This is a genomic window from Aminobacter sp. J41 (genome assembly GCF_000526635.1).
GTDB lineage: Bacteria > Pseudomonadota > Alphaproteobacteria > Rhizobiales > Rhizobiaceae > Aerobium.
The window spans coordinates 80822-100522 of record NZ_JAGL01000002.1; the positions used below are offsets into that span (position 1 = coordinate 80822).

General features: G+C 64.2%; 18 protein-coding genes and 1 other RNA gene. 1 reads left to right on the top strand and 18 read right to left on the bottom strand.

Annotation, left to right across the window (positions count from 1 at the left end):
• Positions 1-168: 168 nt before the first annotated feature.
• From murB to L630_RS0101960, 18 genes are all read right to left on the bottom strand, one after another.
• Positions 169-1134 (bottom strand): UDP-N-acetylmuramate dehydrogenase, encoded by a 966-nt coding sequence (gene murB, locus L630_RS0101885; RefSeq protein ID WP_024846594.1) that lies wholly within the window; start codon positions 1132-1134, stop codon positions 169-171.
• Complete coding sequence (gene murC, locus L630_RS0101890) at positions 1131-2531, bottom strand: UDP-N-acetylmuramate--L-alanine ligase (RefSeq protein ID WP_024846595.1); 1401 nt, start codon at positions 2529-2531, stop codon at positions 1131-1133. Before murC ends, murB begins: the two co-directional genes overlap by 4 nt.
• Positions 2528-3655, bottom strand: a complete 1128-nt coding sequence (gene murG / locus L630_RS0101895) for an undecaprenyldiphospho-muramoylpentapeptide beta-N-acetylglucosaminyltransferase (RefSeq protein ID WP_024846596.1) — start codon at positions 3653-3655, stop codon at positions 2528-2530. The genes murC and murG overlap by 4 nt, the downstream gene beginning before the upstream one ends.
• Positions 3656-3657: 2 nt before the next feature.
• Positions 3658-4812 carry a putative lipid II flippase FtsW gene (gene ftsW, locus L630_RS0101900; protein ID WP_024846597.1) on the bottom strand — a complete coding sequence of 385 codons (1155 nt, stop codon included), beginning with the start codon at positions 4810-4812 and terminating at the stop codon, positions 3658-3660.
• Positions 4812-6212: a UDP-N-acetylmuramoyl-L-alanine--D-glutamate ligase gene (murD, locus tag L630_RS0101905; protein WP_024846598.1), complete on the bottom strand. Its 1401-nt coding sequence runs from the start codon at positions 6210-6212 to the stop codon at positions 4812-4814. Before murD ends, ftsW begins: the two co-directional genes overlap by 1 nt.
• A gap of 3 nt (positions 6213-6215) precedes the next feature.
• Positions 6216-7298 carry a phospho-N-acetylmuramoyl-pentapeptide-transferase gene (mraY, locus tag L630_RS0101910; protein ID WP_024846599.1) on the bottom strand — a complete coding sequence of 361 codons (1083 nt, stop codon included), beginning with the start codon at positions 7296-7298 and terminating at the stop codon, positions 6216-6218.
• Positions 7299-7322: 24 nt separating this feature from the next.
• Entirely contained in the window at positions 7323-8765 is a 1443-nt protein-coding gene (locus L630_RS0101915) for a UDP-N-acetylmuramoylalanyl-D-glutamyl-2,6-diaminopimelate--D-alanyl-D-alanine ligase (protein ID WP_024846600.1), read from the bottom strand.
• Entirely contained in the window at positions 8762-10213 is a 1452-nt protein-coding gene (locus L630_RS0101920; protein WP_024846601.1) for a UDP-N-acetylmuramoyl-L-alanyl-D-glutamate--2,6-diaminopimelate ligase, read from the bottom strand. The genes L630_RS0101915 and L630_RS0101920 overlap by 4 nt, the downstream gene beginning before the upstream one ends.
• Positions 10214-10258: 45 nt before the next feature.
• Positions 10259-11971 carry a penicillin-binding protein 2 gene (locus L630_RS0101925; protein ID WP_024846602.1) on the bottom strand — a complete coding sequence of 571 codons (1713 nt, stop codon included), beginning with the start codon at positions 11969-11971 and terminating at the stop codon, positions 10259-10261.
• Positions 11968-12354, bottom strand: coding sequence for a hypothetical protein (locus L630_RS0101930; RefSeq protein WP_186441333.1), 387 nt, complete (start codon positions 12352-12354; stop codon positions 11968-11970). Before L630_RS0101930 ends, L630_RS0101925 begins: the two co-directional genes overlap by 4 nt.
• The gene (gene rsmH, locus L630_RS0101935) at positions 12354-13364 is read right to left on the bottom strand and encodes a 16S rRNA (cytosine(1402)-N(4))-methyltransferase RsmH (RefSeq protein WP_024846604.1); all 1011 of its coding nucleotides are present in this window, start codon (positions 13362-13364) and stop codon (positions 12354-12356) included. The genes L630_RS0101930 and rsmH overlap by 1 nt, the downstream gene beginning before the upstream one ends.
• Positions 13361-13828: a division/cell wall cluster transcriptional repressor MraZ gene (gene mraZ, locus L630_RS0101940; RefSeq protein ID WP_024846605.1), complete on the bottom strand. Its 468-nt coding sequence runs from the start codon at positions 13826-13828 to the stop codon at positions 13361-13363. The genes rsmH and mraZ overlap by 4 nt, the downstream gene beginning before the upstream one ends.
• Positions 13829-14216: 388 nt before the next feature.
• Positions 14217-14616, bottom strand: an RNA gene (gene rnpB / locus L630_RS22090) — RNase P RNA component class A.
• Positions 14617-14664: 48 nt separating this feature from the next.
• Positions 14665-15249, bottom strand: a complete 585-nt coding sequence (locus tag L630_RS0101945) for a transglycosylase SLT domain-containing protein (protein ID WP_024846606.1) — start codon at positions 15247-15249, stop codon at positions 14665-14667.
• A gap of 180 nt (positions 15250-15429) precedes the next feature.
• Positions 15430-16197, bottom strand: a complete 768-nt coding sequence (locus tag L630_RS0101950; RefSeq protein ID WP_024846607.1) for an N-acetylmuramoyl-L-alanine amidase — start codon at positions 16195-16197, stop codon at positions 15430-15432.
• Positions 16194-16907 carry a DnaJ family molecular chaperone gene (locus L630_RS0101955; RefSeq protein ID WP_024846608.1) on the bottom strand — a complete coding sequence of 238 codons (714 nt, stop codon included), beginning with the start codon at positions 16905-16907 and terminating at the stop codon, positions 16194-16196. Before L630_RS0101955 ends, L630_RS0101950 begins: the two co-directional genes overlap by 4 nt.
• A gap of 132 nt (positions 16908-17039) precedes the next feature.
• The gene (locus tag L630_RS22345) at positions 17040-17231 is read right to left on the bottom strand and encodes a hypothetical protein (RefSeq protein ID WP_084465688.1); all 192 of its coding nucleotides are present in this window, start codon (positions 17229-17231) and stop codon (positions 17040-17042) included.
• A 112-nt stretch (positions 17232-17343) separates the two neighbouring features.
• On the bottom strand, positions 17344-18714 hold the full coding sequence (locus L630_RS0101960; protein WP_024846609.1) for a serine hydrolase: 1371 nt from the start codon (positions 18712-18714) through the stop codon (positions 17344-17346).
• A gap of 151 nt (positions 18715-18865) precedes the next feature.
• On the opposite strand from L630_RS0101960, the gene L630_RS0101965 reads away from it, so the two are divergent.
• A complete protein-coding gene (locus tag L630_RS0101965; protein ID WP_024846610.1) occupies positions 18866-19696 on the top strand; it encodes a GH25 family lysozyme in 831 nt (276 codons plus the stop codon).
• The last annotated feature ends 5 nt before the right edge of the window (positions 19697-19701 follow it).

The following is a 19701-nucleotide window of genomic DNA, read 5'->3' on the forward strand; positions in this document are numbered from 1 at the left end:
TTCGTCCTTAAGGAATCAGAGGTTGGATTCCGTGGCAAGACCTTGAGATTCAGGAAGGATTCACAAATCGATACATTTTTAGGTATCGGCTGGAACGTAAGGTAAACACGCAAAGGGCGAGCCGTTTGGCCCGCCCTTATCAGGTGTCTGAAAAGACTTGAAAATGCCTCAGGCGGTCTCGCCCAGGAACTCCTTCACCTCGCGGCCGGGCAAAAATTCACCGACGCGCTTGATCTCCCATTCGAGGCGGATGCCGGAATTGGCGAGCACCTTCGCGCGCACCGTCTCGCCGAGAAGTTCGAGGTCGTAGCCGGTCGCGGTGCCGGTATTGATCATGAAGTTGCAGTGCATCTCCGACATCTGCGCGCCACCAATGGTGAGGCCGCGCGCGCCGGCCTTGTCGACCTCCTTCCAAGCGGAAGTGCCTTCCGGGTTCTTGAAGGTCGAACCACCGGTCTTCTCGCGGATAGGCTGCACCGTCTCGCGATGGTTCTGCACCGCATCCATCTCGGCGCGGATCTTTTCAGGGTCTTCAGGATAGCCCTCAAACTCAGCGCTGACGAAGATCAGGTCCTTTGAAACCGAAGAGTGCCGGTAGGCGTAGCCCATCTCCGCCTTGGTGAAGAGATGGATCTTGCCCTTCCGGTCGACCGCGCGCACGGACACGACGCGCTCACGCGTCTCGACGCCATTGGCACCCGCGTTCATGCGCAGCGCACCGCCGATCGATCCCGGAATTCCGTGGTAGAAGTGGAAGCCACCGAGGCCAGCCTCAAGCGCGGCAGCGGCAAGGCGCTTGTCGGGGACGGCAGCTCCGGCCCGCAGCCGGTTACCGCCCAGATACTCGACGCTGCCAAAACCCTTCGCGGAGAGGCGGATGACAACGCCGCGAATGCCGCCTTCACGCACCAGCAAGTTCGAGCCGACACCGACTACCAGCACCGGAACATCCTCCGGCAGCACCTTCAGGAAGGCCGCGAGATCGTCCTCGTCGGCTGGCTGGAACATCAGGTCGGCCGGGCCGCCGGCACGGAACCAGGTGATGGCGTCCATCGGCGCGTCGGGCGTCAGCCGGCCGCGAATGCCGGCGACAGCATCGCCCAGCCGCGCGAGAAGCTCGGTACCCATGCTCATTGCGCGGCGAGCTCGCCCGGAAGGGCATAGGCCCACTGGGTGATGTTGCCAGCACCCAACATGACGACGAAGTCGCCCGGCTCCGCCATTTCCTTGACCAGCGGCGCGATCGCGGCGGCACCTTCGATGTAGCGCGCGTCACGGTGGCCGCCGGCACGGATGCGGGCGACCAGCGCCTCGGAGGTGATGCCCTCGATCGGATCCTCGCCTGCCGCATAGACGGGCGCGACCATGATGGTGTCGGCGTCGTTGAAGCAGGAGGCGAAATCGTCGAACAGGTCCCGCAGGCGCGTAAAGCGGTGCGGCTGAGCGATGGCAATTACTTTGCCCTTGCAGGCAGAGCGCGCCGCCTTCAGCACGGCTTTGATCTCGACCGGATGGTGTCCGTAGTCATCGAACACCTCAACGCCGTTCCACGAGCCCGTACGGGTGAAGCGGCGCTTCACGCCACCGAACGAGGCGAGACCTGCGCGGATGGCATCCGGCCCGATCCCGAGCTGGTGAGCGACGGTGATGGCGGCCGTGGCGTTGGAGATGTTGTGCTTGCCCGGCATCGGGAGACGCAGGCCTTCGATCGTCGTCTCGGTGCCCTGCTTGCGGTCGCGGATCACCACGTCGAACTCCGAGACCACGCCGTCCATGCGGACGTTGCTGAAGCGCACGTCCGCCTGCTTGTTCTCGCCATAGGTGATGACACGGCGGTCCTCGATCTTGGACACCAGCGCCTGCACCTCGGGATGGTCGATGCACATGACGCCGAAGCCGTAGAACGGCACGTTCTCGACGAACTGGCGGAAGGCGTCACGCACCTTGTCGAACGAGCCGTAATGGTCGAGGTGCTCAGGATCAATGTTGGTGACGATGGCGATGTCGGCCGGCAGCTTCAGGAAAGTGCCGTCGCTCTCGTCAGCCTCGGCGACCATCCAGTCGCCCTGGCCCATGCGGGCGTTGGTGCCATAGGCGTTGATGATGCCGCCATTGACGACGGTGGGGTCGAGCCCGCCGGCGTCGAGCAGTGCCGCGACCATCGAAGTGGTGGTCGTCTTGCCGTGCGTGCCGCCGATCGCGATCGCATTGCGGAATCGCATGATCTCGGCCAGCATTTCGGCACGGCGCACAACCGGCAGCAGCTTCTCGCGGGCGGCGATCAGCTCCGGGTTGTTCTTCTTGACGGCAGAGGACACGACGATAACCTCGGCTGAGCCAAGGTTTTCAGCCTTGTGGCCGACCATGCACTCGATGCCCTTCTCGCGCAGGCGCTGGACGTTCTGGCTGTCGGCCTGGTCGGAGCCCTGCACCTTGTAGCCAAGCGTGTGCAGCACCTCTGCGATGCCGCTCATGCCGATGCCGCCGATGCCAATGAAATGCACGACGCCGATTGTCTGCGGCATCTTCATGCGCGCATCCTTCCCTTAAATGCTTCCACGGATTCGCCCGATGCAATAGCCTCCACGAGGTCGGCAAGCAACTGCGTCGCATCGGGCTTGCCAACACTGCGCGCTGCCGCAGCAATTTTCGAGCAGTCTGCGGGACTGGTCATGTAGTGCGAAAGTTTTTCCGCAAGCACATCTGCCGAAAGCGACGCCTGCGGACAGACTTCGGCGCCGCCGACTGCCGCAAGGGAAGCTGCATTGGCCGCCTGATCGTGATCGAGCGCGTGCGGATACGGGACGAGTATTGCCGGACGGCCTACGGCAGCCACTTCCGACACCGTCGACGCACCCGACCGCGAAATCACCAGATGCGCATTGGCGATGCGTGCAGCCATGTCGGTGAAGAACGGCGCCACCTCAGCGGGGACGCCAAGCTCGGCATAAGCCTTGCGAACGGCCGCCTCGTCTTCCGGCCGCGCCTGCTGGGTGACCTTCAGCCGTGCGCGAAGTTCTGGCGGCAGCTTGCGGATTGCGCCCGGAATAGCGTCGGAGAAGAACTGCGCACCCTGACTACCGCCAAACACCAGCAGGCGGAATTCACCGCTTTCCGCAGACGGCTCGTAAGGGATTTTCGCCGCTTCGATGACGGCCGGGCGGACAGGGTTGCCGGTGGTCACGGTCTTGGCGGCATAGACCCCGCCGCTCTGCGGCAGGAAGCCGCCGGCGACCGCGGAGACGCGCGCGGCCAGCGCCTTGTTAGCGCGGCCCATGACCGCGTTCTGCTCATGGATCAGGGTCGGCACGCCCTGCCTGGTCGCCGCCCACACCGGCGGTAGCGTCGGATAGCCGCCAAAGCCCACGACCACCTTCGGCCGCATCTCGCGGATGATCTGTCCCGCCTGACGTGCGCCCGACCAGATCGACCAGAATGCGCGCGCAAGCGACAGAGGGTTCTTGGAGCCGATGGTGGCCGACGAGATCTGGTGGATCGCGGCAGCCGGGAACGAGCCGGCAAAGCGGCCCGCGCGGTTGTCGGTGGCAAGGTGAACCTGCCAGCCGCGCGCGGTCAGCTCATGCGCCAGCGCCTCGGCCGGAAAGACATGGCCGCCAGTACCGCCGGCGGCCAGGAGAATCGTACCAGCGCTCATGGTTACTCCGCAGGCTGGATCTGGCGCCTGTAGGGCGAACCGCTGATCGTCAGGCGTTTGAGCGGATCGCGGCGGGTGAGCGCCAGCACCATGCCCATCGAGATCGCCATCGCCACCAGCGACGAGCCGCCATAGGAGATAAACGGAAGCGTCATGCCCTTCGCCGGCAGCAGGTGCAGGTTCACGCCCATGTTGATGATCGACTGCAGGCCGAACAGGACGACGAGGCCGCCGACCGCGTAGCGCGAGAAATCGTCCTTGTCCTGCATCGCCTTCGACAGGCCGCGCAGCACGACGAAGGCGAATAGCGCTGCAATCAGCATGCAGGCGACGATCCCGAACTCCTCGCCTGCGACCGAGAAGATGAAGTCGGTATGGCTGTCCGGCAGGATGCGCTTGACGGTGCCCTCACCCGGCCCCTGCCCGAGCCAGCCGCCACGCAGCAGCGCCTCGCGGCCCATGTCGACCTGGAAGGTGTCGCCCTCACCCGTGAGGAAGCGGTCGATACGGCCAGCCACGTGCGGGAAGACGAAGTAGGCGCCGAAGCCGATGCAAGCGGCAGCGCCGCCGAGCACGATGATCCAGAACCACGGCAGGCCGGCCATGAAGAACATCACGCCCCAGGTGGCCATGACCAGGAGCGTCTGGCCGAGGTCCGGCTGTGCGATCAGCAGTGCCAGCACAAGGCCGAGCAGGATCATGGCGAACAGATTTCCGGGAATGTCCGAGCGGCGGCCCTGCTCCGCAAACAGCCAGGCACAGATGACGACGAAGCCGGGCTTCATGTACTCCGACGGCTGGATCGAGATGCCGGCTACCTGCACCCAACGGCGGGAGCCCTTGACCTCGACGCCGAAGTAGAGCGCGACCACCATCAGCACCAGCGAGCCGAGCAGGATGAACAGTGCGAGCCTTCGCACCTGCCGGGCATTGAAGAACGAGACCACCAGCATCGCGGCGATGGCCGGGATCATGAAGATGAACTGGCGGGTGACGAAGTGGTAGCTTTCAAGCCCGATGCGCTCTGCGACCGCCGGAGACGCCGCGAACGAGAGAACCAGCCCAAGGCCCATCAGCGACAGGAAGGCCGAGAGGAACCATCGATCGATCGTCCACCACCAGTTGGCGACCGGGCCTCTGTCGACACGACTGACCATCAGCGTTTCCCTCCCGCGGGTTTCACATCCCCAAGCGCCAGCACCGCCTGTCGGAAGGCGTCGCCGCGCACTTCAAAGTTCCGGAACTGGTCGAAGCTGGCGCAAGCGGGCGAGAGGAGAACGACGGCCTCGTCGCCCTCGTCACGGGCGGCATCCGCCGCCGCGCGCTCGACTGCCGTCACCAGCGTGCCTGAGATCTCGTAGGGAACCGCAGTGCCAAGGGTCGCCGCGAAGGCCGGAGCGGCCTCGCCGATCAGGTACGCCTTGGCGATGCGGGAAAAATAGGGGTGGAGCGAGGTGATCCCGCCTTCCTTCGGCAGGCCACCCGCAATCCAGTAGATGCGCGGGAAACTCGACAGGGCCGGAGCGGCCGCATCGGCGTTGGTTGCCTTGGAGTCGTTGACAAAGAGCACCTTGCCCTTCCGGCCAACCTGCTCCATGCGATGCGCGAGGCCCGGGAAGCTTTCGATGCCGGCCTGGATCTCCTCCACCTTCAGCCCGACCTTGAGGCAGGCGGCAACGGCTGCAAGCGCGTTCTGCGCGTTGTGCTGGCCGCGCAGCGAGCCGACGCCGTCGAGCGAAATGATCTGCTTCTTCGTACCGCCGCGGACCTGGATGAGCGAGGCGCCCTCGGCATAGAGGCCCTCGGTGACCGCGAGGCGCTTGGAGATGCGCACGACATCCTTGCCGGCGCGCTCGAGCCGGTCGGCAATCTGCGAGGTAAAGCTGTCATCGACGCCGACGATGGCGGTGTCGCTGCCGGCGACCAGCCGCTCCTTGATCTCGGCGTAGTGCTGCATCGTGCCGTGCCGGTCGAGATGATCCGGCGTCAGGTTGAGCAGGATGCCGGCGGTCGGCGCGAGCGAAGGTGCAAGGTCGATCTGGTAGGACGAGCACTCGACCACATAGTGGCGACCATCGACCGGGGCCTCGAGCGTCATGATGGCGCGGCCGATGTTGCCGCCCATCTGCACGTCCCTGCCAGCGCTGGCGAGGATATGCGCGATCAGCGCCGTCGTGGTCGACTTTCCATTGGTGCCAGTAATGGCGATGAGCGGCGCATTCGGAGCGCGCGCCGCCCGCTCGCGGCAGAACATCTCGACGTCGCCGATAATCTCGACGCTGGCAGCCTTGGCAAGATCGACGGTCCAGTGCGGCTTTGGGTGCGTGAGCGGCACGCCCGGTGACAGGATCAGCGACGAGAACGCCGACCAGTCCGCATGCGAAAGGTCGCCGACCGGCACGCCTTCGGCGCGAGCCTTCTCGACGCTGTCTGGGTTGTCGTCCCAGGCAAGGACCTCGGCTCCACCCAGGATCAGCGCCTTGGCGGTCGCGAGACCGGAACCGCCAAGTCCGAACAGGGCGACCTTGCGGTCCTTGAAGGTTGAAGCCGGGATCATTCTTTACCTCAACTTCAGGGTCGACAGCCCGATCAGGGCGAGCATCACGGCGATGATCCAGAAGCGGATCACGACCTGGCTCTCGGTCCAGCCCAGCTTTTCGAAATGGTGGTGGATCGGCGCCATCAGGAACACGCGCTTGCCGGTCAGCTTGAACCAGGCGACCTGGATGATCACCGACATGATCTCGACGACGAACAGGCCGCCGATGATGGCGAGAACGATCTCGTGCTTGGAGGCAACCGCAACCGCGCCAATCAGGCCGCCGAGCGCCAGCGAGCCGGTGTCGCCCATGAAGATTGCCGCAGGCGGCGCGTTGAACCAGAGGAAGCCGAGGCCAGCGCCGATCACGGCGCCGAGCACGACCGACAGCTCCCCGGTGCCCGGGGTGAAGTGGATCTGCAGGTAGTCGGCAAACACGGCGTTACCGGACAGGTAAGCGATCACGCCGAAGGAAGCGGCGGCGACCATGACCGGCACGATGGCAAGGCCGTCGAGGCCATCCGTCATGTTCACGGCATTGCCCGCGCCCACCATGACGAAGGCACCGAACGGGATGAAGAAAATGCCGAGGTTGATGACGAAGTCCTTCACGAACGGGAACGTCACCGACGATGAGAACGGTTCGTTACCGACGCTCATGATGACCCAGGCGGCGATGCCGGCGACAACAAACTCGGCGGCAAGGCGCGCCTTGCCCGAAAAGCCGAGGTGCGACTGCTTGGTGACCTTCAGGTAGTCGTCATAGAAGCCGATGGCGCCGAAGCAGAGCGTGACCATCATCACGACCCAGACGAGCGGGCTCATGAGGTTGCCCCACAAAAGCACCGAACCGATGATGCCAACCAGCATCATCAGGCCGCCCATGGTCGGCGTTCCGGCCTTCTTGAAGTGCGTCTGCGGACCGTCCGCGCGGATTGGCTGGCCCTTGCCCTGGCGCAGACGGAGTGAGTCGATAATCGCGGGGCCAAACATGAAGACGATCAGCGCCGAGGTGATCAGCGCGCCGCCGGTCCGGAAGGTAATGTAACGAAAGACGTTGAGCGCCGAGATCTGGTCGGCGAGTCCAACGAGCAGCATCAGCATTCGACTAGTTTCCTCGCGAACCGATCAGGCTTCAGTTTCAGTTGAAGGGGCAGCGGGTGCTGCCGGAAATTGCTTGAGAAGGGCGGCGACCAGCTTGGAGAAGCCGATGCCGTTGGAAGACTTGACCACGACGACGTCGCCCGGGCGCACGGTCTCGAGAACGGCGGGAGTCAGTTCAGCGACGCCGGGATAGTGATGTGCCATGCCAGGCGAAAGGCGGGCCGAGAGCGCCGCCATCTCGTTTCCGGCGAGGAACACGAGATCCGCCCCCGAGGTGGTGAACGGCTCGGCGAGCTCGGCATGCAGATCGCGCGAGTACTGGCCGAGCTCGAGCATATCACCGAGGACGGCAATGCGGCGACCGCCCTCACCCACCGGCGCGACGCGCAGCAGGTCGAGCGCAGCGCGCATCGAAGCGGGGTTCGCGTTGTAGCTCTCATCGATCAGCAGGAAATCGCCGCCGTCAGGGTGTGCGAGGCGATGGCGGCGGCCGCGGCCGGGTTCCGGCTGCAGGTTCGCCAGCGCACCGGCAACCTTGGTCACGTCCGCACCTGAAAGGTATGAGGCACCAAGGACAGCGATCGCGTTCTGCGCCATGTGGCGGCCCGGAGCACCGATGCGAACCGGAAACTCCTTGCCGGCCATCTTGGCGACGATCTCGGCCCCCGTCGCGTCCTGAACCCAGTCGACGAGGCGGAAGGTGGCGCGCTGGTGCTCGCCGAAGCTCCAAACATGCTGCAGGCCCGCCTCGCGCGCCGCGGTGTCGAGCCGCTTCCACATCGCGTCGTCGCGATTGATCAGCCCGTGGCCACCCTTTTCGACGCCCTCGAAGATCTCCGCCTTGGCATCAGCGATTTCTTCCAGACTGGAGAAGTGGCCGAGATGGGCGGCGGCGATCAGCGTCACCATCGCGATATGCGGGCGCACCATCTTCACCAGCGGGCGGATCTCGCCCGGATGGTTCATGCCGATCTCGAAGATGGCAAAGTCAGTGTCCTCGGGCATGCGCGCCAGCGTCAGCGGCACGCCCCAGTGGTTGTTGAACGACTTGTCCGACGCATGCACCTTGCCGCAGACCGACAGGCCGAGACGCAGCGCTTCTTTCGTCGTCGTCTTGCCGGCCGAGCCGGTGACGGCGATGACACGGGCGCGCGAACGGGCGCGCGCGGCAATGCCAGCGGCTTCGAGCGCGCGCAGCACGTCCGGCACGATGATCATCGGTGAAGTGATGCGGCCGAGCGCCGGCAGCTTCTGCTCGGAGACGACCAAGAGGCCGGCACCCGCCTTCACGGCTGCGGTCGCAAAGTCGTGGCCGTCGTGCAGGTCGCCCTTGATGGCGAAGAACGCTTCGCCCGGCTTCAGCGTGCGGCTGTCGATCGAAATACCGGTGATGCCCTCTGGCAGATTGCCGAGGGGCCGTCCGCCCATTGCGTTGCAAAGAACTTCGGACTTCCAGAGCCAGCTCATGCGGCCAGCTCCCGCAGCGCGGCACGAACCTCCTCGTGATCGGAGAACGGAAGCGTCTGGCTTCCGATGGTCTGTCCTTCTTCGTGCCCCTTGCCGGCGACGATCAGCGTATCCCCGGCCCGCAGCATGGCGACTGCCTGGCGGATCGCCTTGCGGCGGTCGCCGATCTCGATGGCTCCGGGTGCCGCGGCAAGGATCTCGGCGCGGATCGCGGCCGGGTCCTCGGTGCGCGGATTATCATCGGTGACGATCCGCACATCGGCGAGGCGCGTGGCGATCTCGCCCATAATCGGACGCTTGCCGCGATCGCGGTCGCCACCACAACCGAAGACGACGATGACGCGGCCGGTGATGAACGGACGCACCGCCGTCAGCACATTTTCAAGGGCTTCCGGCTTGTGCGCGTAGTCGACATAGACCGGCGCACCTTCCTTCGTGGTGCCGACCAGCTCGAGGCGGCCCGAAGCGCCCTTGAGGTGTTCGAGGGCTGCTAGAGCTTTGCCAGCAGGAACGCCGGTCGCAATGGCAAGGCCGGCGGCAACCAGCGCGTTGGAAACCTGGAAGTCGCCTGCAAGCGGCAGGTCAATTTCGTAGAGCTCGCCGCCGGCGACAATCTCAGCTCGCTGGCGATGACGCTCGTGTTCGACGCGCTTGAGTTCAAGGAAACGGCCCGACCGGCCGACAGTGAGGACCTTGAGTCCTGCATCGCGCGCAACGGCAATCGTCCGTTCGGACCAGGCGTCGTCGGCGAAGATGACGGCTGGCGCGCCGGCTGGCAGCAGCTCGCGGAACAGACGCATCTTGGCGGCGTGATATTCCTCGACCGTCGGGTGGTAGTCCATATGATCACGGCCGAGGTTGGTGAACCCGGCCGCTGCAAGCTTCACGCCGTCGAGGCGGTGCTGGTCGAGCCCATGGCTCGACGCCTCCATAGAGGCATGGGTGACGCCGGATGCAGCAAGTTCCGAAAGGAGCTTGTGGAGGGCAATCGGATCAGGTGTCGTCAGCGAACCGTATTCCTCGCGGCCCGGAGCCGTCACGCCCGTCGTGCCGATCGAGGCGGCTGCGAAGCCGGCATGCGCCCAGATCTGGCGGGTGAAGGATGCAACGGAAGTCTTGCCACTGGTGCCGGTTACGGCAACCATCGTCTGCGGCTGCGCGCCGTAAAACTCGGCTGCGATCAGCGCCAGCGCGCGGCGCGGATCCTCGACCTCGATGACAGGTACGTCCAGCTTCTGCGAGATCGCGCCAGCCCGTGCTAGAACGGCAGCCGCACCGCGGCGGATCGCGTCCGCGACGAACGCGGTTCCATCAGCCTTGGTACCGGGCAGCGCGGCGAACAGGAATCCCGGCTCGACACGGCGCGAGTCCGAGGCGATCCCCGCAATCTCCACCCCGTCCGGGAGCGGCGAGTGCGGGAGAACACCGGATATCTGGTTAAGCTTCATCGCTTCTGATCGGTCCGTTAGTTGGACGCCCCTGTCCTGCGAGAATCAATGAGAGGATACGAGCAGGGCATTACTTTCATGGCCGAAATCGGGCTTCACGCCAAGCAGAGTGGCGGAACGGCGGATAATGTTGCCGACCATGACGGTAGTATTCAGGCCCGCAGTCGCACCAACACCGGGCTTTTCCGGCTGCGGCTCGTCAAGAACAGCCAGCACGATGTAGTCCGGATCATTCACAGGAAATGCGCCGACGAACGCGTTGAAGCGCTTGTTCGAGGAGTAGCGTCCGTTGACCACCTTCTCGGCCGTACCGGTCTTGCCGCCGACGAAGTAGCCCGGCACTTCGGCGCGCTTGCCCGATCCGACCTCGACGTTCTGGCGATAGAGGTAGCGCATCATGTCGCTGGTCTTGGGATTGATGACCTGCTTGGCGACGGCGGCGGTCTCGTCCTCGGTGCGAGGCAGGAAGGTCGGCTGGATCAGCTTGCCGCCATTGACCAGGGCGGCAGCGGCGACGGCCGTCTGCAGCGGCGTGGTGGCGACGCCGTGGCCGAAGGAGATCGTGATCTGGTGGATGCGCTTCCAGACTGACGGCTCGGTCGGGCGGGCGACCTCCGGCAGCTCGGTCTCCATGCGGTCGAGCAGGCCGAGGCGGTGGAAGAACTCGCGGTGATGGTCGATGCTGACAGTCTCGGCCATGCGGGCCGTGCCGATGTTCGACGAGTAGATGAAGACTTCCGGAACCGTGAGCACGCGATTCTTGCCGTGGAAGTCGCGGATGGTGTGGCGGCCGATCTGGATCGGACGGGTCGCGTCGAAACGGCTGTTGAGGTTAGCCTTCCCGGCATCGAGCGCCATCGCGACGGTGAAGCCCTTGAAGGTCGAGCCCATCTCGTACACGCCGGCTGACATGCGGTTGAGGCGGTCCTTCTCGTGCGCGTTATAGGGATTGTTCGGATCGAAGTCCGGCACCGATGCCATGGCGAGCACTTCGCCGGTACGTGCATTCAGGACAACCGCGCCCGCTGCGATCGCCTTGTAGCGCTCCATCGCCTGCTCAAGCTCGTCACGCACGATGTGCTGGACGCGCAGATCGATCGACAGGCGGACCGGCTCAAGGTCCTTTGGCAGGGCAAGTCCGGCCTCCTGCAGGTCGGACAGGCCCTGGTCGTCGATGAACTTTTCCATGCCGGCGATGCCCTTGTTGTCGATGTTGACAAGGCCGACGATGTGCGCGGCGGTCGGGCCGCCCGGATAGAAGCGACGCTTCTCGGTGCGGAAGCCGATGCCCGGAATGCCCAGCTGCATGATTGCCTGCTGCTGGCTCGGCGACAGCTGGCGGCGCAGCCAGATGAAGCCCGCATTGCTCTTGAGGCGGTTATAGGTCTGCTCGATGTTGAGGTCCGGCAGGACCGTCAGCAGCTTCTCGAGCGCCTCGTCTGCGTCGACGATGCGGCGGGGCTCGGCATAGAGCGAGGCGGTGTTGATGTCAGTGGCAAGCACTTCGCCATTACGGTCGACAATATCCGGGCGCGACGTGGTCACACGCGACGGGCCAGGCCCCGTCGACTCCAGCTCCTGGTTGCCCAGCCAGACGAGACGGCCGCCGATTACGGCGTAGACCGTGAAGAAGACCAGCATGGTCATGCGGATGCGGCTGCGCGCACGCCCGCCGGCACCCTTCGCGTACCCTTCGACGACGATAGGTTCGCTGGAAACTTCAGCGTCCTCGCTCTTCTTACGCCAGCGGCCGATCATTGCTGCACCCCGCTCGTCGTCATGTCGTCGACGCCTTCTTCCGTCTTGGCAGATTGTTCGCCCGAGCCGCCGAGCAGCTCTTCGATGCGCATGTTGCGCTCCGGCAGCTCACCGAATTCCGCAATCTGGTGCGGCTCGATCGGCACCAGCTGCAGATCGTCATAGTAGCGGTCAGCCAGCTTCTGCAGGCGTGCCGGCTGCGTCAGCAGGCTCCAGTCCGCCTTGAGAACGTCGATCGCCTCTTCCTCGAGGCGGATGGCAGTCTCAAGCTTGCGGATCTTGGCATACTCCGCCTCGGCGGCGTGCTTGGTCGTGTAGGTGAAGGCGGCAGCGCCAACCATACCAACGACCAGAACGACATCGGTAATCCGGAACATGCCCATCACTTGGCTCCTGAAATGTCGGGCAGGACTGGCAGCCCAAAAATCGAGACATCCTCGGCGCGAGGCGCGGCGGACGTGCGGACGGCCCAGCGCAGCTTGGCCGAACGGGCGCGCGGGTTACGCTCCGCCTCCTCCTCGCTCGCCGCGATCGCCTTGCCCGGCTTCTCGAAGGTGGGGACCTTTTCGTGCGCAGCAGGCATATGGCGCGAACCCGACCCCTGACTCGAACGCTCTGCGAGGAATTTCTTGACGATGCGATCCTCGAGCGAATGGAAGGTGACGACGACGAGACGGCCGCCAGGTTTCAGCGCGCGTTCGGCGGCAAACAGCGCTCGCGACAGCTCGCCGAGCTCGTCGTTGACGAAGATGCGCAGCCCCTGGAAGGCGCGGGTTGCCGGATGGATTTTTTCGCGAGGGTTGTGACCAACCACGGCAGCGATCGCCTCGGCGAGATCCTTGGTGCGCTCGAACGGACGCTCTGCCCGGCGCTTCTCGATCATGCGCGCGACACGGCCGGCATGGCGCTCCTCGCCATAGATGCCGATGATGCGGGTCAGGTCGCTCGCCTTGAAGCGGTTGACGACATCGGCCGCGCTTGGGCCGATCTGCGCCATGCGCATGTCCAGCGGGCCGTCATTGCGGAACGAGAAACCGCGCTCCGCTTCGTCGAGCTGCATCGACGAGACGCCGATATCGAGCACTACGCCGTCGAGCTGACCCTCGGCAACCTCATCGAGCTTCGAAAACTGACCGTGGACCAACCTTAGACGGCCGTCGAATTCGCGCTCCATCGCACGCCCGGCCGCAATCGCATTTGGATCCCGGTCGATGGCGACGACGTTCGCGCCAGCCTCGAGAATGGCGCGCGTGTAGCCGCCGGCTCCAAAGGTTCCGTCGACGATCAGCTGGCCCGTCTGCGGCTGAAGCGCATCCAGCACCTCGCGCAGCATTACCGGAATGTGACGGGCCGGTCCGCCAGCGGCCTCGTTTTCGCCGCGACCCGTCATCATTCCGGCCCCCCATCGGTCAGCTCGGTAGATGCCGCCTGCCGCATCCTGAGCAGTCGCGCGCGTACCTGCGCGCCGTACTCCGCAAGCCGGGAAGGCTCCCACATCTGGAAGAAAGTGCCGCGGCCCACGAACGCGACTTCCGTCGTGATGCCCGTGTGGCTGCGAATGAAATCTGTCACCGTAATGCGGCCATCCTGATCCAGCTTCAGGAAGTGGCTGTCGCCATGCACGAAATAGGACATATCGTCCGCGGCCTGCAGGAAGGGATCCTCCATCGCGATCCGCGCTTCGTAGCGGTCGAGCAGGTCGAGCCCGCCCACGTCCAGCGCGGGACGGTCGAGCGCTTTCAGCGCATAGAGTTCCTGGTAGCCACGCTTCTGCACGACGGCGCGAAAATGCGCCGGGACGGACACCCGCCCCTTTGCGTCGATCCTGTTGGTCGCGGTCGATAGAAACCGGTCCATAAGTCGCTGCCGCCGCCTCTGCCGCACCGAAGAGCATGCCAGCGCATGCGTCCCCGCCTCTCCTTTCCACCGCCATTCGGAAGACCAACGAGAGCACAGCGAACCACGGCTGCCGCCTCGAAAGACTGGCTGCCTGCGGGAACACGTGACTCGAACCGGAACCGATTTGGTGATGGTAAACAAGGGATAACATGGGCCTATATGGGCGTCAACGGGAAGAGCCCTCACCGACTGCACCGGGCCCCTCTCTCGGACAGCAGTTCGGACGCTACCGGCCTTTATCCTCTGTTAGGCTTAACGAACGGTTATTGGACGCCGAGCGGAAACGCGCGAACAGGCGCGGCAGCCCTTGAGCTGCCCGCCCGCAAATCACTGCAATAGAAGGAAAAAAGCCAGCCGGCCTGTAAGCCGGGTTCTGTATGGCCCCTGCCCTTGCGGAACAGGAACGTGGCGGCCATTCATCTTGGGCGGACGTTGCCGTACGCCTCACGCAACCAACCCGAACAACGGGGCGGGAACTGCCCTGAGGGTTGCCCCTCGTGTTGTTCCTATTCGGTTTTGCTCCCGGTGGGGTTTACCTTGCCGCTTCCGTTGCCGGTCGCGCGGTGGGCTCTTACCCCACCCTTTCACCCTTACCTTCCGACGAGCGGAAGGCGGTTTGCTTTCTGTGGCACTTTCCCTGGGGTCGCCCCCGCCGGCTGTTAGCCGGCACCGTATTTCCCTGGAGCCCGGACTTTCCTCACCAGCAACCTTTCGGTTCCCGCCGGCGCGGCCGCCCGGCCGACTGACCGGGCGTATAAAGGCGCTTGTCGCGAAAATTGCAACCCGAAAGCCGCTTAGATCGAGCGCATGAACTGCTTTACCTTCGCGCAGTAGGCAGCCGAAACCTTGTTCATCCGCTTCGCGGCGTGACCGGCATTGTAGCGCAGGATGGTGCCGCAAACGTCGCCGCCGCCCAGCTTGTGCGCGCCGGCCAGGTACTTCATCCCGTAGCGAATGTTGGTCTCCGGATCATACAGCCCCTTCGCCGAACCCTTGTAGCCCAGCCCGCGAGCCGTCGCCGGCTTGATCTGCATCAGACCGATTTCACCCGCCGAGCCACGCGCATTGGCGCGGTAATTGCTCTCGGTGCGAACGACGCCGTGCGCCAGTGCTAGCGGAATCCCGTGCTGCTTGGCATACTTGGCGATGATCGCATCGTAGGGAGAACGCTGGCCGACGCCCTTGGCCATGCCCGGCGCCACGGACGCCGTCGTCGTCTGGTCGAGGTCGGACTTCTCCGCCTTCTTCGCAGCGTTAGCGCGAAATACTTCCACGAGAGTCTTGGGTGCAGCCTCAGCGGCCGGTTGAGCGAAAGCGCCAGGCACAAAAGCGGTGAGCCCGGCGGCAAGGGCTGCCGCCGCGATGGTGAGTTTCGACATTCGGTTTCCGTTTCTTTTTATGGCCGCGCAGAGCGCAGCGATTGCCTTCTCGCAGATGGCGTCCCGGAACCGGCGCCGCCCGCGTTGACAGCCCATCTGCGGGGCAAACTGGAACGCAAAATGGCAGGGCCAGTCACATTCCATGACACCCTGAAACAACCACGTATTGCTGACTTTACGTCAGCTTACGACGTCAGCCGGAAGTGCGATGAGAAGACGATGAAGCGTCTCGATGGTCGAACGGTCAGCCACGCCGTCGACACGCTGGGGCCGGAAATGCCGCTGGAACGCTTCCACCACGAGTTTAGTTGCCTCGTCGAACAAGCCGTTGATTTCCAAGCCGTATCCATAGACCGACAGCATCGACTGCAGCGCCTCGACCGGCTCGCCACGGTCGCCCATCGCAAGGAAGCGGCCACCCTGAATCGGCGCCGGCTGCACGTAGTGCCCGACGCCCATTTCGGCGAGTTTACCCCAAGGAAAACGTTCGCCCGGGTCGATCTTGCGGCCGGGTGCAACGTCCGAATGAGCGAGCACACGCTCCGGGGAAATGTGATGGCGCGCGCAGATGTCGCGGGCCAATTCGGCCACCGCATCGATCTGAACGTCCGAAAAATTGGGAAATTGGGCAAGCGGGCCCGGATTGACGATCTCGATGCCAATCGACCAGGAATTGACGTCCGAGCGCCCTTTCCACGAACCTTGGCCAGCGTGCCAGGCGCGGTCGCTTTCGCCGACCATCTGCACGATCCGGCCGTCCTCGTGGACGAGGTAGTGCGAGGACACCTCGCTCTCCTGCGCGCAGAGCCAGGCCTCGGCCGCCTCCCCCGTCTCCATGCCCGTATAGTGCATGATGAGAAGGCCCGGCTTCGCCCCTTCCGCACGCGGACCGAAGTTCGGAGAGACGCGGACGTCAGCTCCGGCGAAATCAGGTGCAAAGCCCGTCATGCAAACCTCAACGACCGTTCGATCGCTTCATAGGCGCCATTGATGGCGGCCAGCCTGCTGTTGGCGATGGCAAGAAACTCTTCCGGAACGCCGCGCGCGATCAGCTTGTCGGGATGGTTTTCGGCAACCATCAGCCGGTAGCGGGAGCGGACCTTTTCGAACGGCGTGTTTGGCTCGAGCCCGAGTACGCGCCACGGGTCGCCGCCATCGCTGAGCATGACGTGCCGGGCGAGAATGGTCTCGAAGTGGCTGTCCTCGATCCGGAACACTTCGCCGACGCGGCGCAGGAAGCCGATTTCGCGCTCATGCACCACGCCGTCGGCCTTCGCGATGTGGAACAGCCCGTCGAGTACGTCCTCGAGCAACCGGCAGTTGGGCCGGCCAGAGCCGCAGAGGCGCGAGATCTTCTCGGCATAGGCTTCAAAGCCGGCGACGTCCCGCTTGGCGAGGTCGAACAGCCGCGCCACATTGCGCGTCTGCTCGCGCGGAACGATGAATATCTGCCGGAATGCCTGGACTTCATCCGTGGTGACGACACCATCGGCCTTCGCCATCTTGGCGGAGAGCGCAATCATCGCGATCGAAAACGCTACCCTGCGGCGGGTTTCCGGATCGCCCTCGAACACCGTGCGCACCCGCTCGATGACGTTCGACATCGCTGTGGCTGAAACGGACGAGAGAAATTCGCTGATGCGCGCCCAAATAGACATTGAGGCTTCATAGGATGAATCGGCAGCGGTGACGAGGCCTGATTTTGCGTGCCGCCGGCGATATGCGGAAAGACCGCCAAACGCGTGGGCGGTCTTTCGAAAGTCGTTCCATGTCCGGTCTGGCGGGACGTCTTATTGTGCCGGAGCCGGCGCAGGAGCCGGCGCTGCCGGATCAGAAGCCGGCGGCGTTGCATCCATAGGCTCGGTCTGTGCTGGCGGCTCGCTGTCCGGAACAGCCTGGGTGGTAGTACCATCGGTATCGCTACAGGCTGCCATGCCCATTAGGGCGATACCGGAAACGGAAGCAAGAATAAGCTTTTTCATTTCCAATCTCCTCTGTTCATGAAGGCGGCTAAGCATGTCCGCGCTCGGAGATTGAACGCCTTTTTATTCAGGCAGTTGCGTCACATTGAATTAACGTATGTTACATCTTCAACTACTTCGCAGCATGTGTGACTGCTTCGAGCAGGCGCTGCGGACGGTAACCAAGCTTAGACGGAGTAAGCCCCATCCGCACCACGACGAGGCGTTGGGACGGTACTACCGCGACTGACTGTCCGTCGTGACCGAGTAGCCAGAAGACGTCATCCGGCAGCTCGTAGGGCTCATCCGCTGACGCGCCTCCGGGACCCACCAGCCACACCTGCCCTCGCCCGTAGGCGCCACCTGAAGCGGGGGCGGGCTCGCGCATCCAGTCGACATAGCCTTCCGGGAGGATCTGCTTGCCATTCCACACGCCGCCGCGGCGCAAGAACTCGCCAAAACGGGCCCAGTCGCGTGCCGTGGCATAGAGATAGGACGTACCAACATACGTGCCGCGCGCGTCGGCTTCCAGCACAGCAGTCCGCATGCCAAGTGGATCAAACAGCGCCTCGCGCGGCCAGCGGAGCCCTTCTTCCGGATCATCGAAGGCTTCCTGCCAGATGCGCGAAAGCAAGACCGTCGTGCCACTGGAATAACTGAAGCGTTCTCCCGGCGCCGCCACTGCGGGCTTGCTGGCGGCAAATGCCGCCATGTCGGGCTCGAGATAGAGCATCCGCGTCACGTCGGTGACGCTGCCATAGTCCTCGTTGAACTCGAGGCCGCTCGACATCGCCATCAGGTCGGCAAGAGTGATCGCGCCGCGCTCATCCCCGTTCCATTCTTCAAGCAGGCCGTCCTGATCGAGCGTCAGACGCCCGTCACGCACGAGCGTACCGATGATGGCGGCCGTGACCGACTTGGTCATCGACCAGCCGAGAAGTGGCGTGACGGCGCTGAAGCCGTCGCCGTAGCGTTCGGCGACGATCCGCCCATCACGAACCACCACCACTGCGCGCATTCCCGGACCGACGAGGTCGGGATCGTCGAGAAGCGCCTGGATTGCCGGATCGCCCGCAGGCCCGACCATGTCGCCGTCCGGCCAAAGCCCCGGCGCGGCGGCTGCATCCGGCTCAGGCAAAGGCGGTATGCTGGCGGCCTCGAAGTCACCATCGGGGATGGTGGCGCAACCCAGCCCCTCCCGGTAAACTACCGTACCAGCTGCAAACAAGCCGAACAGCCGTGCTGTGACCGTTTCACGCTCGGAATTGGTGGTGACCTTCATGAAGCCGAGCAGCGGATGGCCCGGCGCCTGAACGTCGACCGCCAGTACCTCGGCACCGTCGCGGTCGGCGATGAACTGGTTGGAGCAGACGATCTTTGCCGTATAGGCGGTGCCAAGCCGGATCAGCTCGGGCGGAAAGGCGGCGAGCCAGATTGCCGCGCTCGTCACGACCAACACCACCAGCGCCGCGAGCCACCGCAAGATCCGCAACAATGAACGCATTCGCTTCCCCGCCCTGCCGCCCCGGCGGCTTGTCTCAACCTTGCGGGAGCTTGGTCGGGACCTGCGCAAAAATCAATCAGCGACGATATGATCCACGATTGAGGCAGATTGATTCGAGGGCCCCGTGGCCCTTCCGGCGGAAGGAAGAACGATGCGGCGATTGGGGGCCCTGGTGCTGAGCATGTTCCTCGCATCGTGCACGAGCGTGTCCTACGATTTCGGCGACATCGCCCCGACCTCCCCGGTTCCTTCGACTTCGGCTCCGGCCGCCAGCGCCGGGCGAGTTGCTGTGACGCATCCGCGCTTCGGCGACCGCAAGCCGCATGACTGGACCGGCCGCACACCGCACAGCTACGCCGTGCACGGCACCGACGTTTCGAAATACCAGGCCTCGGTCGACTGGCATCAGGCGCGCCGTGCTGGAATCTCCTTTGCCTTCATCAAGGCGACGGAAGGCGGAGACCGCGTCGATGACAAGTTCATGGAGCACTGGCGCAACGCGAAGGCAGCAGGGATTCCGCGCGCGGCCTACCACTTCTTCTACTTCTGCCGCCCAGCGCGCGAGCAGGCGCAATGGTTCATCCGCAACGTGCCGCGCCAGGCGGGCACCCTGCCCCACGTGCTCGACATGGAATGGAACCACCTGTCGCCGACCTGCAAGCTGCGTCCGCCAGCTCATGTCGTGCAGAAGGAAATGAAAATCTTTCTCGACATGATCGAGCGCCATTACGGCAAGCGGCCGATCATCTACACGTCGATCGACTTCTACCGCGACAACCGCCTGCACGAGTTCAAGGGTTATGACTGGTGGCTGCGCTCGGTCGCCGATCATCCGCACAACAAGTACGACGGCCAGCACTTCCTGTTCTGGCAGTACACCGGCACCGGCGAGGTGCCGGGCATCCAGGGCGACGCGGACATCAACGTCTTCAATGGCTCGGAAACGCAGTGGCGCAAGTGGCTCGCGCAGCACATCCGCTAGGTGTC